Genomic DNA, 15,306 nt, shown 5'->3' with positions numbered 1-15,306 from the left:
GGCTAACGAGCTCGTGCGGGTGGCCGGCGAGGCGTCGTCCCGGCGACTGCCGGCCCGGCCGTCCCCGGCATGCAGGCCTCAGTGCCCCTCCGTCGACTCGGCGATGCGCTTGATGTGTGCAAGGCGCCTGTCCCAGTCGGCGGCGAGCGCGGCCATCCACCGGGCCGTCGCGTCCAGTGCCGCGGGCCGTACCGCGTACCGCACTTCGCGTCCGACCCGGCTGCCCGAAACCAGACCGGCGGCGTCCAGCACGGCGAGGTGCTTGACCACGGCTTGGCGTGAGACGGGGAGCCGGTTCGCGAGTGCCGTCGCGGAGGCCTCGCCCTGCGCTGCGAGCAGATCCAGCAGTCGCCGTCGCGTGGGGTCGGCCAGGGCGGCGAGGACGCCGTCGACGCCGTCGACGCCCTCCGCCCCGCCGCGATCTTCGTCCGTCATGCGGAGGACTGCTCGATGCGCTTCTTGAGGGCGTCGAGCACCTGGGGCCAGCCTCCGGTGTTGTCCTTCACGGCCTTGGCGCGCAGGTCCTCGGGCCCGGCCAGGGCCGCGAATCCGCTCTCGACGACGCGGAGCCTCGTTTTGTCGCCCTCCGCGGTCAGGGTGAACTCCACGAGGGTGCTGTTGTCCTCGCGCAGCTCCTCTCCCGGGAACGCGCTGGCCCAGCGGTACGCCAGGTAGGTCTGGGGCTCGACCTTCTCCACGCGCACCGGGAAATCGCCGTACTCGGCGTTCCGCGCCACGAGGGACTCTCCCTCCCGGGCCGGGGTGCCGGACGGGCTCGCCGGGTCGGCGACCCAGAAGCCGGGCTCCGCCACCAGTGGCCAGACCCGGTCCAGGGGTGCGTCGATCAGGGTTTCGCGTTCGATCCGGTCTTCGCTCATGACGGAACTCCTTCATCCGCGATCCAATGATGCAACTCCAGGGTTGCACGTCAGCGTTTCAGGTGCAACCCGAAGGTTGCGTCTGGGGCGCTCGTGCCAGCCGGGCCGGCGGGAGCGTGCCCGGGGGGCTTCGCGGCGGACACCGGCACCGCACTGGCCGATCCGGTCCCCTGAACGGGGGCTTGCCCGCTCCGGCCGGCAACGGAGCGAGCCGGCCCCGCGCGTCCTCGCGACCGTGACCGCCTGCGCACCCGCGTCGTGCCCCCGTTCGGGAGCCGACCTTCCCTGCCTCGCAGACGGCGGCCACGCCGCAGGTGAGGCGCGCGCCGATTCGCGCAGCGGCGATTCCCCGGTCGGCCCACCGTTCAGCACAACCTGCAGCACCTCGGAACGGCCGGGCGCCTCTCTCGCGCCGGCGAGCACCGTGCTGCTTACGCAGGACCGTCCTGGCCATGGCCCGACTCGGAGAGTTCCGCCTTCCGGGGGAGAAAGGCAACCGCCGCGGCCGCCGTGACCATCACGGCTGCGCCCACGTAGAACGCGGCCGAGACAGCGGTGGTGACCGCAGCCTTGAGGGCCGGGACCAGGTCGGCGGGGATCCCGGCGGGCAAGGGTGACCCCTGCTGTGTCGCCGCCACCGTCTTCCCGATGGATCGCTCGACCTGGTCGAAGCGGTCGGAAGGGATACGGCCGTCCTGTTGGAGGAGCTGACCCAGCCGCGCGCCCTGGAGATTCGCCACGATCGCGCCCATGACCGCCAGACCCAGCGCTGCACTGATCTCCCGGGCGGTCTGCAACACCCCCGCCGCGCTGCCGCGCATCCGCGTGGAGGTGCCGTTGAGTGCGGTGACCCAGGCCGGACTGACGCAGAGCCCCATCCCGATGCCCATCGCGCAGTAGAAAGGCACCAGCCAGCCGTAGTTCTGCCGATGCAGCTCCACCGCCGCACCGAGCAGAGCGCCCACACACAGACTCATGCCGATTCCCAGGGGAACGCGAGGCCCCAGGCGGTCGTAGAGCCTTCCGCCGAGAGGCGCGCACACAACCGTGGGGAGAGTGAGCGGCAGTACGGCGAGACCGGCTTCGAAGGGCGACATTCCCACGACGTCCTGAAGCCAGATGACCCCGAACACCGCGAATCCCACGAACGCGAAACGCACCGTCGAGATGACCGCCGCTCCCACCGCGAACTCCTTGCTCGCGAACAACTCGAGGTGTATGAGCGGATCCGGACGTCGCAGTTCGCGTACCACCAGGAGCGTCATCAGTACGGCTCCGGTGGCGAGCAGCGAGATGACGGTCGCCGAGGACCATCCCCAGTACCGTGCCTGCATGAGCGAGAGAACCACACACACCAGACCGCCGATCAACAAGGGTGCGCTCGCCCAGTCGACTTGTTCGCGCCGTGGTGGCTTGCTTGTGAGCAGAACATGCGCGAGGAGCAGTGCGCCGATCCCCAGGGGTGGGGTGATGAAGAAGATCGCGCGCCAGGAGAACGCCGTCGTCAACACGCCGCCGATCAGCGGAGCCGTGCCGTACAGCAAAGTGGAGACGCTGGATGAGATGCCCATGGCCTGGCCCCGCTCCCCGCGGTCGAATTCCTTGATGATGAGCACCTGGGAGGCGGGCCGGAGGATTGCCGCACCGGCCCCCTGGGCCGCGCGCGCGGCGATGAGCCAGGCCTCGGACTGGGCCAGACCCGCCGCGATCGAGGCCACGACGAACAGTACGGTTCCGAAGCGGAAGGCGCGTTCGTGCCCGAAGACGTCGGCGATGCGTCCGCCGAGCGGGCTCGTACAGGCGAAACCGAGCAGATACGCATTGATGATCCACTGCGCTCCGGTGGTCGAAGCATCCAGATTCCGCTGGATGGTGGGAAGGGCGACCAGTACCACCAGTGCATCGATGGCGATCATCGACGAAGCGCAGGTCATCACGCCCAGGACCCACCAACGGTGATGCTCGCCCATAAACTGCTGTCGCCGCTTCACGAATTCCCTTCCGGTAGATTCCGTGCGACGGAGACCAGAGCCTGACGGGAGTTCGGCCCACTTCGAGAAGGGCACAACGGTAACAAGATGAGTTGACTCCCTTCGTGTGGACACTCTGACAAACGGATCCGTAGGTCCGAGGAACGGTGTCCTGGTGGGACGGAAGTCTCCCCATCCGGTGGAGTTCAGGAACGACGCGGCGATGCTGTCCCGCGCGGCGGACGGGAATCAGCGCCAATCGTGGTCGCAGGCGGTGAATGGCCCGACAGACGGTGGCCGGGGAGGTCCCGAACAGCGGGGCGAGCTGATGCATCATGAGGGTTGTGCGGTATTACGTGGCCACGGAAATGCCCCGAACCAAGCCCTCTGCGACACCTTTCAGGCATCCCCGCCGGGTCCTTGTGGCGGCCAGCCGGGGGCTGGGTCCTCGGCGAGGAGCGGCCGGAGGGCGCCGAGAACCGCCCCGATGCAGACGTCGGGCAACTGGTTGCGGGTGCAGGTCTCGTGGGTGAGCCAGTCGACGCAGAGGACCTGGACGAACACCAGCCAGCTTTTCAGGACGCCGTTCACGGCCTCGCGGGCGCTACGGGGCATGTGAGTTCCGTACCGAACGAGACGCCGCCTCAGTGGCCGCCCGGCCACCCGACCTCCGGGACCAGCCGCAGGATGTCCCCGCGCTCCAGGGCCGTGTAGAGGGCTCCGTCAGGGCCGAAGGCCAGCCCGTGGGGCTCGCAGTCCCGTGCGGGCAGCGGGTACCGCGTCAGCTCCCCGGCCATGGTCAGCCGGCCGATGTGCGAAGAGGCCCACTCCGTGAACCACAGCGCGCCGTCCGGGCCCGCGGTGATCGCGTGGGGACGGCACTGCGGATCAGGCAGCGGGAAACTGGTGATCTCCCCCGACGTCGTGATCCGGCCGATCCGGCCTGTTCCGATCTCCGTGAACCACAGCGCGCCGTCCGGTCCCGCGGTGATCCCCACCGGTCCGGCCGTCGCGGTCGGCAGGGGGCGGACGGTCACTTCGCCCGCGGTCGTGATCCGGCCGACGGCGTGGGCCTGGTTGAGCGTGAACCACAGGGCGCCGTCGCCACCCGACGTGATCATGGAGGGGAAGGCGCCGGTGAGCCCGGGCAGCCCGAACTCCCGGACGGAGCCGTCCACTTCCATCCGGCCGATCCGGTCCGAGTTCAGCCCCGTGAACCACAGCGCCCCGTCCGGGCCGGTGGTGATGCCGTACGGGCCGCTGCCCGGTGTGGGGACGGGGTACGAGCAGAGTGTGCCGTCGGTGGTGATCCGCCCGATCCTGTCGTCCCGCATGCGGGTGAACCAGAGCGCGCCATCGGGTCCGGCGGTGATCTGGGCGGGCCCGCAGTGCGACGAGTCCAGGGGGAACTCGGTCACGGGTGTCCGGCCGTCGGGGTCCAGGCGGGCGATGCGCCCGGTGTGGACGAGGGTGCACCACAGCGCTCCGTCCGGGCCTGCGGTCAGGGCGTAAGGGCCTGACGCGGTATCGGCCACGGGGAAGGAGCGTCCGGAGGCGAGAGACACGTCGCGGGGCATGGGGGTCCTTTCGGCAGAGCGAGACGGGGCGAAGAAGCGCGGGGGCCAGGCGCGGGGCGTCAGGCGGCGGCGGCCGGCGTGCGGCGCGTAGCCGGTTCGAGGTCCAGCAGCCTCCCCTGCCAGCGCGAGCGCAGCATGCGGTCGTGGCTGACGACGACCACCGCGCCGGGGAAACCGGCCAGCGCGGCCTCCAGTTCCTCCACCAGCGCGGGGGAGAGGTGATTGGTGGGCTCGTCCAGCAGCAGGACGTCGTACGGCTCGCTCACCAGCCGGGCCAGCGCCAGGCGCTGCCGCTGCCCGGCTGAGAGGCTGCCTACCGGGACGTCCAACCGGTCGCGGGTGAACAGGCCCAGGGAGAGCAGCTGTTCGGCATGGTCGTCGGGGCCGCCGGCCCGACCGTGCCCGAAGGCCGCCAGGACGCTCCGGCCCGCCGGGCCGCGGTCGGGCAACTGGCGCAGCCAGCCGGTCCGTCCGCGTCGTACGAGGTGCCCGCGGGCCGGTGGCCCGGCGTTCGCGGCCTCCCCAGCCAGCAGGCCCAACAGGGTGCTCTTCCCCGCCCCGTTGGGCCCGCCGAGCAGCAGCCGGTCACCGGCGGAGAGGGCCAGGTCGACCGGGGCCAGCCGGCCCTGGACCTCCAGGGCCGCCGCCGACACCAGCAGCCCCCGCGTCCGGCCCGCACGCGGGGCGGCGGTGAAGCGCAGCGGCTCGGGCGGCGCGGCCAGGGGGTGGGCGAGCAGCCGCTCCAGCCGTTCCCCGGCCTGGCGGACCCGCCCGGCCACGGACTGCTGGACCCTGCCGGCAGCCCGGTCGTAGGCCATCTTGTTGCCGTCCTTGCGGGCCCGGCCCGGCGCCACTCTGCGGGCGCTGCCGGCCGCCCGCTCCCGCAGCGCCTCGACTTCGGCCTGCCAGGCGGCATGGGCCTCGGTGCGGCGCTGCCGGTCGGCCGCGCGCTCCGCGAGGTACCCGGAGTACCCGTTGCCATGTCGGACGACGCGGTGGGTGTCCCCGTCCACCTCCAGCAGGACGGTGGCGACACGGTCGAGGAAGAGCCGGTCGTGGGAGACGGTGACCGTGGTGCCCACCCGACTGTGCAGGTGCTCCTCCAGCCAGAGCAGGGCGACGTCGTCGAGGTGGTTGGTCGGCTCGTCCAGCAGCAGGACCTCGGGCGCGGCGGCCAGCAGGGCGGCGAGCCGCAGCCGGACCCGTTCGCCGCCCGAGAGGCCGCCGACCATGCGGTCGCGGGGAACGTGGACCAGCCCGAGGCCGTGCAGGGCGCGCTCGACGCGGGCATCCGCCTCGTAACCGCCGCGGAGTTCGTAGCAGGTCAGCAGGTCGGCGTAGGCGGTGAGCAGTGCGGGGTCGGTTTCGGCGGCGCCGTCCGCCATGCGCTGCTCCATCCGGCGCAACTCGGCTTCGATGGCCCGCAGTTGGGCGAGGGAGCGGTCGATGACCTGCTGCACGGTCAGCTGCCCGGGCAGCTCCTCCTCCTGGGGGAGGTACCCGATGCCTCCGTCTGCACGGGCGATGATCCGGCCCCGGTCCGGGCGCTCGACGCCCGCGAAGAGGCGGAGCAGGGTCGACTTGCCGGAGCCGTTCTCGCCGACGATGCCGATCCGGCCGCCGGGCGGGAGGGAGCAGCTGACGGAGTCGAGGACGCGACGGCCCTCGTAGGCCTTGGTGACGTCAAGCGCGGTGAGCTGTGCGGTGGTTGCGGTCATACGGGAACTCCTGAGCGTGGGCGACGAGGGGGAGGGCGGGTCGGGCGGTGGACGGGATGCGGATGAGCATCGTGAACTCCTTAATGCGACGGCAGTTGCTTTAAGATGTTGCCATGATGACGACGTCAGCCGCAAGCGATCTTTCAGACCGCCCCGCCGACGGGGGACAGGCCGCCTCGGCTGCTCCGGCTGCTCCGGCTGCTCCGGCCGCACCGGCCGCACCGGGTGCGTCGGCCGGAACTGCCGGGACCCGGCGCCGGACCGGAGGTCGCAGTGCCCGGGTGCGCGCCCAGGTTCTGGCGGCCGTCGGGGAGGTCCTGGTCGCCGCCGGGTACGACGCGCTCACCGTGGACGCCGTCGCCGAACGGGCGGGAGTGCACCGCACCACCGTCTACCGGCGCTGGCGTGACGTCGGCGGACTGCTGGCCGACGTCCTCGACGCGGCGGCCGACGACACCTGGGAGCCCGCCGACACCGGATCCCTGGAGGACGACCTCACCGCGCTCAACCAGGAGGTCTACGACGCCCTGCACCCGGGACACCAAGGCCCGGGCGGCAGCCTCACCACGGCGCTGATCGCCGCGTCCTTCCGCTCCGCCGAAGCCGCGGGGGCGCTGACCCGCTTCTGGGAGGGCCGCTACGCCCGCTGTGCACCGGTTGTCGCCCGGGCAGTGGACCGCGGCGAGGTCCCGCCCGGTCCGGACGCGCGGGCCCTGCTGGTGGCGGCCACGGCCCCGCTCTACCAGGAGCTGCTCCTGCTGCGGGCTGCCCCCGATCCCGCCCTGCCGCGCCGTGCGGCCTGCGCCGCCCGGGCCGCGGCGGCCGCGGGGGTCTTCACGCGGGCCCCGGACGCGCCGTCCGTGGCTTGACGCGGCGAAGGCCCCTGCTCCGGGGGTGTTGCATTCCGAGACCGTCGATGTGATGCGTACGACCGTCTGGGCGCTTCGGGTCGGGCATGCGCGATCATGGCCGGATGGACGCTCGTTTCCTTGGTATCCCTGAGCTGGCAGAAGCCCCGTCCGTGGCGGTCGTGGTCGACGTCATGCGTGCTTTCACAGTGGCTGCCTGGGCCTTTGCCCAGGGGGCGGACAAGATCGTTCTTGCCGAGTCGCTGGACGAAGCCCTGGCGCTCAAGGCCCGCCACCAGGGTTGGGTGGCGCTCAAGGACGGTCCGCCCGCGCCCGGGTTCGACGCCGTCAACTCGCCAGGCCTGCTGCGATCCATTGACCTTGGCGGACGGACCGTTGTGCAGAAGACCACGGCAGGGACGGTCGGCGCCCTTGCGGTGAAGGAGGCGTCGCTGGTGCTGTGCGCCGGCTTCGTGGTGGCGGAGGCAACGGCCCGGCTCTTGCGGACACGCGAGTGTGGCAGTGTCACGTTCGTCGTCACTGGCGAAGATGGGCGCGCCGATGAAGATCTGGCATGCGCTCAATACATCGCTCGGAGGGCCACCGAGGCTGGGACGGATGCAGCTGGTTTCCTCCGCCGCGCCGGCGAATCGCGCGCCGCCTACGAGCTGGCGGAGGGTGTGCGTCAAGGAGTCCATCCTGATGACGTCGCACTCTGTCTTGAGCTCGACCGGTTCCCCTTTGCCATGGTGGCGACCTTGGAAGACTCGCTCATGATCCTCCGCCCGTGCGCCGTGCCTTCGCTGACCGACGAGGCATCGATCTGATGGTGTAGCAGTACGTCACGCCCTCGGGCGGCAGGCCGTGCGGGAGGCATGCCGCTGGCAGCCGGTCGGGCTCTGGTATGGATCGAAAAGCAGCTGACGAACCCCCTGTTCTTGACCTACAGGTCAAGAAAGGTGCTAGTGTTCCGATCATGGCGAGGCCCAAGCAGTTCGATCCGGAGATCGCTGTCGACCAGGCTATGGAGGTGTTCTGGCGGAAGGGGTATGCCGCTACCACTCCGCAGGACTTGGTGGACGCGCTCGGCATCGGCAAGGGCAGTCTCTACAACACCTTTGGCAGCAAGCACTCTCTGTTCGAGCAGGCGCTCCGCCGCTATCGCGACGGTCAGGCCCTCGCTCTCGTGGGGATGCTCGAGGAGTCCGGCCCGGCGAAGGTGCGTCTCCGTAAGGTGTTGAGGTTCCTTGCCGAGATGGACCTTGCGGACCCGGACCGCCGGGGCTGCATGGCTGTGAACGCTGCGGCAGAACTCGCGGGGGTCGACGAGATGGCGACCGCGCTCGTCCGCCGCATGTTCGACCGCACCGAGGGTGCCTTCCGGGCGCTGATCGAGGAAGGCCAGCGGGCGGGAGAAATTGCACCCGCGCGCGACCCTGCTGCACTGGGGAGCCTTCTGCTGAACACCGTCGTGGGCATGCGGCTCATGGCGCGCGTCGCCGAAGGGCCGGACCGGCTCGACCGAGTGATCGACGCGGTGATCGACTCCCTCTGACTGGGGCCGCGGCACTTGCCGGGCCAGGGGCCTCTTCTGCCCAAATTCTGTACTCATAGGTAAAAAACTGGAGCATCGTGGATCTCAACCTCACCTCCAAGACGGCTGTCGTCACCGGCGCCAGCCGAGGCATCGGGCTGGCTGCCGTCCGGACGCTGATCGGCGAAGGCGTCCGCGTCATGGGGGCCGCCCGCACCATCACGCCCGAGCTGAAGGAAACCGGAGCACTCGCCGTGTCGGCGGATCTGAGTACCGCCGAGGGTGTTGCCACCCTCATGGACAGCGCCCTCGCGGAATTGGGCGGCATCGATCTGCTGGTGAACAACGTCGGAGCCGGGGACGATGTGGAGCCCGTCGGCTTCCTCGACACCGACGACACCCAGTGGACCCGCATTTTCGACCTCAACCTCCTCAGCGCGGTCCGCGCCAGCCGCGCGGCACTGCCCAGCCTGATCGAGCGCTGCGGAGCGATCGTCAACGTCTCGTCCATCAACTCCCGGCTGCCCGCCGCCGGTCCGGTCGCCTACAGCGCGGCCAAGGCGGCCCTCGCAGCACTCGGGAAGTCCTTGGCCGAGGAATTCGGCCCTCAGGGAGTGCGCGTCAACACCGTCTCTCCCGGAGTCGTTCGCACGACCATCTGGGAAGACCCCGACGGCTTCGGCGGAAAGGTGGCAGCCGGCGCCGGGGCCGAGCATGGCGCGTTCCTGCAGCAGATACCGGAGGCCTTCAGCATCACTACCGGACGCATCACCGAACCGCAGGAGGTTGCCGCCTTGATCGCGTTCCTGCTCTCTGACGTTGCCGGCAACATCACCGGCGCGGACTACGTCATCGACGGCGGCACGGTAAAGACCCTCTGACCCAGCGGTCACACCGAGGAGCCAGCCCGAGCCTCGCGGGGTGAGGGCGACGTGGTGGTGTCCCCACCCTCCCATCGGAAATCGCTGATCTCAGCGTAGCGTTCCATCTGCCTGTAGTTGCCGTTGTCCCAGCCGAAGTTGACGAACCTGGCACGCGGAGAGCCTCGGCATCACAGACGCCGGGGGTGTCGGCCGTCGTTCGCGGCAGCGGAGTGGCCCTGCGCCCGAATTCGGTGGTTGGCCGTTATGGCGTGAACAGCCTGGCCAGCAACCGCTGGGCCTCCTCACGTACGCCCTCATCCGTGTCCGTGGCCAGTACCCGCAGCTGCTGGAAGAGCTCATTCCCGCCGGGTTCGCCGGACAGTCAGCGAGGGTCGCAGTCGACTTCGGCGGCGAGCTGGTCCGCGACCGAGAGGTCCACGGCGCGGGCCAGGGCCGCCAACACGGCCCGCAACCCCCACATGTCCCTCCGCTGGAGAAGAGCTTCCGCTGTTTCCTGGACCACTCCGGTGTCGTAGGCGTCGAGCAGGAGCCGCTGGAGGACCTCTGCGATCTCCGGCACCTCCGCGGCGGCGGCGAGCCGGCGCCCGGCTGCCGCGCGTACAGCCCAGGACGGAGAATCCGCGTCCTGTACAGCGGCGGGCAGTTCACCACCCCCTGCGAATGAAGTGATGAAGACACCCTGACAGCGTCCGAATAGATCACCAAGCCCGAAGGACAATCATCGTGAGCGACCTCAGACCCGACGACCTCGTTGCCGAGCTCGTCCGCCACGACCGTTCGGCTGTCGGTCACCGGCCTGGTCGGCTGCATCGCATGCCGGTCTTTCCAGGGCCAGTTGTTGCCATTCGGTGGTGCAAAGGGGTTCACCGGGCGCGGCTGCTGAGGTAAAGAGAGCGGGGGGCTCACGCGGAGGGGACGGGGCCCGTGCGAAGGGACGGGCATGTCGTTTCTGGTGGAGTTACCTGTGGGCGCGGCGGGCGAGGCGTCCGATGTGGTGAGGGTGGAGATCTCGGAGGCGGGGGAGGGGCTGGTCCAGGTCGCTCGACCGGGTCAGGTCGTGGCCCGGGCCACGCGGTCTCTGGGGGAGATGCTGGCCGGGGTCCGGCCGGTCGCGCAGCGGTTCGTCGAGAGCTTTCGCGGCATGGCTGACGCGCCCGACGAGATCGTGGTCGAATTCGGGCTGTCGCTTTCCGCCGAGGCCGATGTGGTGATCTCCAGCACGGCGGCCGAGGCCAACTTCAGTGTGTCGCTGACCTGGCACAAATCGCCGCCCACCGACTCCGATTCCCCTTCGGCCGAGCCCGCCGAGCCCGCCGAGCCCGCCGCGTCCGCAGGCCCGGCACAGTGATCTCGCTGCCCCCTGATGCCGTCGGGGCGGCGGGGCCGAGGGCTTTCGACGCCGCCGTGCTGCGTATCCGTGACGGGCGTGGCGACACCGTGGGCCTCGGCTTCCTGGTCGCCGCGGATCTGGCCCTCACCTGCGCGCACGTGGTCTCTGCAGCGCTGGGCCTTCCCGAGGATGTCGAGCCGGACGCCTCCGCCCGGCTCGGCATCGGCCTGCCTCTGCAGCCGCCGGCCGCGGTGGACGGGCCGGGTACAACGGCGAGCGTCGAGTTGTGGTTGCCGCCACAGCAATCCTCCGGTACCGGGGATGTGGCTGTACTCCGGCTGAGCGCGCCGCTGCCCGGCTCGCATCCCCTCCGGCTGGTCGAAGCTCAGGACGTGTGGGGCCATCCCGCACGCGCCTTCGGCTTTCCCTCCGGCCGCCCTGGCGGGGTATGGCATTCCGGCGTGCTGCGGGCCCGGCAGGCCAACGGCTGGGTACAGGTCGACGTGGCCGCCAACGGCTACCGGGTCTCGCGGGGCTTCAGCGGCGGGCCCGTCTGGGACGACAAGCTCGCCGGCGTGGTCGGCATGATGGCAGTGGCGGAGGCCGGCGATCCTGCGGCGAGTTACCTGATCCCCACCGCCGGACTGCTGTCGTCGGTGCCGGAGCTGCGGGATCTCGTCCTTCCGCCCTCGCCGTACCGCAGCCTGTCACCGTTCCAGGAGGCCGACGCGCCGGTCTTCCACGGCAGACAGCCCGAGACCGCCGAACTCGTCGCGATGCTCGCTCGCAACCGGTGGACCACCGTCGTCGGGCCCTCCGGATCCGGCAAGTCCTCGCTGGCGATGGCTGGAGTCCTCCCGCGGATCCGAGCGACCGGCAACATCGCCGTGGTCCTGCGTCCTGCTTCCGGCGGAAACCCGCTTTCGGCCCTCGCGGCCGCGCTTCTGCCGCTGCTCGAGCCCGAACTGTCCGAGACGCAACGGCTCGAACGGATTCCCGACATGGCCGGCCTGCTCCGAGGACACGGCCTGGCCGACACGGTGCGCCGCCTGCTCGAATTGCACGGGGGCCACCGGTTCCTCGTCCTGGTCGACCAGCTCGAGGAGCTGCTCGCACTCGCCCCCGCGGCCGTCGACGATCTCGCCGAGGTCCTCTTCGACGAGGCGCTGCCCACCACGGTCAGGGTGCTGACCACGCTGCGCGCCGATTTCCTGGAGGCGGCCCTCGCCCACCCCCGCCTCGGGCACGTCCTCAGCCGACAGGTCTACGCGCTCGGGCCGATGAGCAGCGGAAAACTCAGGGAAATCGTCACGGCCCCCGTCGACGCAATCCCCGGGGTGCACTACGAACCCCACCTGGTCGACCGCATCCTTGCCGACACCAGCAGCGAGCCGGGTGCCCTGGCACTCCTCGGGTTCACCCTGGATCTGCTGTGGCAGCGGCAGGGCGGCGGGGCCCTGACGCATCAGGCGTACGAACAACTCGGCGGCGTCCCCGGCGCGCTCGGGGCCTATGCCGACCAGGTCTGGGCGGAGCAGGTCGATCCGGAAGACGAACCGGCCGCCCGGAGCCTTTTCACCCAGCTCATCCGTGTGCCGCTCGAATCGGCAGCCGCCACACGCCGGACGGCGCTGCGGAGCGAGCTGGGCGAGGAGGAGTGGCAGATTGCCCAGCGGCTCGCCGCCACCCGGCTGCTGGTCGCCGGCCGCAGCCCCGAAGGCTCCGAGACGGTCGAACTCTCCCACGAGTCGCTGATCACCGGCTGGAGCAAGCTGGGCGCATGGGCCGCGGAAGACCGTTCCTTCCTGGTCTGGCGGGAAACACTGCGGCACGACCGGGAACGCTGGGAGCGTGGCGAGCGCGCCGTGGAGCTGCTGCCCACAGCCATCGCGCTGGATACTGCCCGGCGCTGGCTGAGCGAGCGCGGCACCGATCTGAACGAGGTCGAACGCGACTATCTGGATCTGGGGCGAACGCAGTTCCGGTCACGAAACCGCAAGCGGAAGGCGCTGTTCTCCGGCATCGGGACAGTCGTTGCCCTCGCGCTGGTCCTCGCAAGTCTCTTCTTCTCCGCCCAGGAACAGGGCCATCAGCAGAAGACGTTGGCTCTCTCCCGCGGGCTGACCCAGATGGCACAGAGCGAGAAACCCTACGACGCGACGCTCTCGGCGATGCTTGCCCTGGCGGCGTACAAGACCTCCCCCACGCAGGAGGCACGCAACGAGCTGCTGCAGCAGTACATCGCGTACTCGAGCTCTACACGTGAACTGTCCGGCGTGCCGGGGACGATCCGCTGGATCCGCACCAGCATGGACGGCAACGTCGTGATCGCCGTCTCGGATCTCGGCGGGGCGTTCGTCTTCGTCCACGCACTGAACGGCCAGGTCCGCAGCGAGAAAGTGGCGGCCGACCTGAAACTGGACGATGCCCAGGTGTCCGCGGACGGCAGGCGGGGCGCGCTCGTCCGACGCGACGGCACCCTCCTGTGGTTCGACATCAGCGCAACCGGGGGCACGATCGCCGGTCCCCTCCACGAGCTTCCCAAAGTCGACGGGATGGGCCCGGACTCGCACGGCGGCAGCCGGGCAGCCTTCTCGGCGAATGGCCGGATGATCGCGACCCGGGTGATGAACGGCACAGGGTCGTCCACCGGGACGGGCCGGCTGGTTTGGTGGAACCTGGACAGCGGTGCCGTCGGCGGCACCGTACCCGCCCCGTACTACATGAGCACTCTGCTGCGCTTCGGTCCGGATGGCCACTCCTTCCTGGTCGGTACCTTCAACAACACGGCCGGACTGGAGGCCATCGACATGGCCACGGGTACGGCCCGGACCGTGGTGGACCAGGCAAGTGGCGCGGAACCCTCCGGCGACGGGACGGCGGTCGTGGTCTGCAACGCGGAGGAGGAGGATATGGTCTACCACCTCCGCAGGATCTCGGACGGCTCCCCGCTGGGACGCCCGTACCGAACGAAATCGTCCGTTTGCCTCATCGGGGGCGTCGACGGATCCGGATCCAAGGTGCTCCTCGGCTCGTCGGTACTGAGGCTGGTGGACTTGGACCGGGGCGCCGTCGCTGCCGAGGCTGCGGGACCGAAGGGGTCGTACGTCCACATCGACGGTCTGAAATCCGCCGGCGGCAAGTTCACTGCCGTCGGCTGGTCCGACGCACGCATCACCTACACCGAAATATCGGAACCCGTCGCGGTCCTCGATGTCGCCCAGCAGGTACTCACTGCCGACGCCACCAAGACGATCACAGTCCTGGGCGACGGCTCACGCCTGCAACTGCGCCGCACACCCGGCGACCAGCTGCTCGCCGAGGTCCCACGCCCCGAACCCTTCTGGGACACCAAGAACAGCCCCCTGCGGCAGACCCGCGACGGCACGCTGTTCGCCGACCGCGACGGCAAGAACACCATCTCCGTCAGGACGGTATCCGACCTCCGGCAGGTGGTCCGGATCACTGCTGCCATGCCACCCTCGGGAGATCCCAAAGACCTCGATTTCACCTTCTTCTTCGACATGGACAACCACCTCGTGACCCTCTCGGGTACCAAGATCCAGCAGTGGGATCCGCGTACGGGCCGGCAGCTCGCGCAGTTCGACACCGCCGTCTTCCACCCCAGGAACGACAGCAAGGGCAAGGGCATCCCGCAGGTGGTCGTCACAGCCTTTCCAGCGCCCAACCAGGTCGCCGTACTCGTCCTTGACGATCCCGTCGTCCGCATCGTCGACATCGTGACGGGCAGCACGGTCACGACCGTACGGACAGCCGCCGACGCCGTCTTCATCCGTTTCGACCCCAGCGGCCGGTACTTCGCACTGTCCCGCGGCCAGAGCCATCTGGAGCTGTGGCAACGCGAACCGGCCCGCAAACAGATCAGCCCGCTGCGCAGCGTCTCGGAAAGCGGCGAGACTCCGGTGGCCGGCGCATTCATCGACGGTGACGGCACCTTCTTGATGGCTGCGAACGGGTCGGTGCAGATCTTTGACATTGCCCAGCGCACCATCCGCGACACGTATGTCTTCGGCCGCCCCGGCGACAACGGCAGGGGTGTCTTGTCCCAGGGCAGGTTCTCGTTCATGGACGTCTCCCAAGACGGCCGTACGGTCATCTACGCGGACGCCGACGGCAAAGGCGGGCCCCTCGTCCTGGACCCCGACCTGTGGCAGCGCGAACTGTGCAGCATCATCGGCTACCGCGAGTTCACGGCCGAGGAACGGGGCAGCCTCCCGGTAAAGCCCTCAGAGCACCCGGTCTGTACGGCTCCCTGATCCGGAGAGCCCCTTCCGGTTCATCCGATCGTCGGTCCGGTCGCGTCGTTGCCTGCCCCGCAGTGGGCGCGGACGGAGCTGTTGTTGCCGGATCTTGCGGTCTTCGGGCCCAGCACCTCGGCGCCCCGTGCGCGGCAGCACGCCCGTCGATGCGGTCGTGGTGGCGCATCAGCCCCACCCAGCCGACCCTGCGCGGTACTAGGGTCTGTTGCGAAAGTGGATCTTGATCGGTGATGATCATGGTGTGGCGCGTGGAGATCTGACGGATGCACAGTGGGCAAGGCTGGAGC

At 69.8% G+C, this 15,306-nt stretch carries 12 protein-coding genes and 1 pseudogene; 6 read left to right on the top strand and 7 right to left on the bottom strand.

What is annotated here, in order from left to right; all coding sequences use genetic code 11:
* Window positions 1-78 precede the first annotated feature (78 nt).
* The 6 genes and pseudogenes from AB0M76_RS32240 to AB0M76_RS32215 form a co-directional block, all read right to left on the bottom strand.
* Window positions 79-435, bottom strand: coding sequence for a metalloregulator ArsR/SmtB family transcription factor (locus tag AB0M76_RS32240; RefSeq protein WP_365956286.1), 357 nt, complete (start codon window positions 433-435; stop codon window positions 79-81).
* Window positions 432-878: an SRPBCC domain-containing protein gene (locus AB0M76_RS32235; protein ID WP_365956285.1), complete on the bottom strand. Its 447-nt coding sequence runs from the start codon at window positions 876-878 to the stop codon at window positions 432-434. The genes AB0M76_RS32240 and AB0M76_RS32235 overlap by 4 nt, the downstream gene beginning before the upstream one ends.
* 431 nt (window positions 879-1,309) lie before the next feature.
* Window positions 1,310-2,812 carry an MFS transporter gene (locus AB0M76_RS32230; RefSeq protein WP_365956373.1) on the bottom strand — a complete coding sequence of 501 codons (1,503 nt, stop codon included), beginning with the start codon at window positions 2,810-2,812 and terminating at the stop codon, window positions 1,310-1,312.
* Window positions 2,813-3,247: 435 nt separating this feature from the next.
* Window positions 3,248-3,451 (bottom strand): annotated as a pseudogene (locus AB0M76_RS32225) (TetR/AcrR family transcriptional regulator); the annotation flags it as partial.
* A 41-nt stretch (window positions 3,452-3,492) separates the two neighbouring features.
* On the bottom strand, window positions 3,493-4,425 hold the full coding sequence (locus AB0M76_RS32220; RefSeq protein ID WP_365956284.1) for a virginiamycin B lyase: 933 nt from the start codon (window positions 4,423-4,425) through the stop codon (window positions 3,493-3,495).
* Between the two features lie 59 nt (window positions 4,426-4,484).
* Complete coding sequence (locus tag AB0M76_RS32215) at window positions 4,485-6,143, bottom strand: ABC-F family ATP-binding cassette domain-containing protein (protein ID WP_365956283.1); 1,659 nt, start codon at window positions 6,141-6,143, stop codon at window positions 4,485-4,487.
* A gap of 281 nt (window positions 6,144-6,424) precedes the next feature.
* On the opposite strand from AB0M76_RS32215, the gene AB0M76_RS32210 reads away from it, so the two are divergent.
* From AB0M76_RS32210 to AB0M76_RS32195, 4 genes are all read left to right on the top strand, one after another.
* Window positions 6,425-7,012, top strand: a complete 588-nt coding sequence (locus tag AB0M76_RS32210) for a TetR/AcrR family transcriptional regulator (protein WP_365956282.1) — start codon at window positions 6,425-6,427, stop codon at window positions 7,010-7,012.
* A 104-nt stretch (window positions 7,013-7,116) separates the two neighbouring features.
* Window positions 7,117-7,818 carry a 2-phosphosulfolactate phosphatase gene (locus AB0M76_RS32205; protein ID WP_365956281.1) on the top strand — a complete coding sequence of 234 codons (702 nt, stop codon included), beginning with the start codon at window positions 7,117-7,119 and terminating at the stop codon, window positions 7,816-7,818.
* Between the two features lie 149 nt (window positions 7,819-7,967).
* Window positions 7,968-8,546 carry a TetR/AcrR family transcriptional regulator gene (locus AB0M76_RS32200; RefSeq protein WP_365956280.1) on the top strand — a complete coding sequence of 193 codons (579 nt, stop codon included), beginning with the start codon at window positions 7,968-7,970 and terminating at the stop codon, window positions 8,544-8,546.
* A gap of 77 nt (window positions 8,547-8,623) precedes the next feature.
* Complete coding sequence (locus AB0M76_RS32195) at window positions 8,624-9,406, top strand: oxidoreductase (protein ID WP_365956278.1); 783 nt, start codon at window positions 8,624-8,626, stop codon at window positions 9,404-9,406.
* Between the two features lie 364 nt (window positions 9,407-9,770).
* Here AB0M76_RS32195 and AB0M76_RS32190 read toward each other — a convergent pair whose 3' ends face one another.
* The gene (locus tag AB0M76_RS32190; protein ID WP_365956277.1) at window positions 9,771-9,968 is read right to left on the bottom strand and encodes a hypothetical protein; all 198 of its coding nucleotides are present in this window, start codon (window positions 9,966-9,968) and stop codon (window positions 9,771-9,773) included.
* Between the two features lie 381 nt (window positions 9,969-10,349).
* Here AB0M76_RS32190 and AB0M76_RS32185 point away from each other — a divergent pair, with 381 nt between their 5' ends.
* Together AB0M76_RS32185 and AB0M76_RS32180 are read left to right on the top strand one after the other, a co-directional pair.
* Window positions 10,350-10,757: a CU044_2847 family protein gene (locus AB0M76_RS32185; RefSeq protein WP_365956276.1), complete on the top strand. Its 408-nt coding sequence runs from the start codon at window positions 10,350-10,352 to the stop codon at window positions 10,755-10,757.
* Window positions 10,758-10,813: 56 nt separating this feature from the next.
* Entirely contained in the window at window positions 10,814-15,016 is a 4,203-nt protein-coding gene (locus tag AB0M76_RS32180) for a trypsin-like peptidase domain-containing protein (RefSeq protein WP_365956275.1), read from the top strand.
* The last annotated feature ends 290 nt before the right edge of the window (window positions 15,017-15,306 follow it).

Source organism: Streptomyces sp. NPDC051364 (assembly GCF_040682115.1).
Taxonomy (GTDB): domain Bacteria; phylum Actinomycetota; class Actinomycetes; order Streptomycetales; family Streptomycetaceae; genus Streptomyces.
The sequence above is the reverse complement of the archived record's forward strand: the minus strand, read 5'-3'. Positions and strand labels throughout refer to the sequence as shown.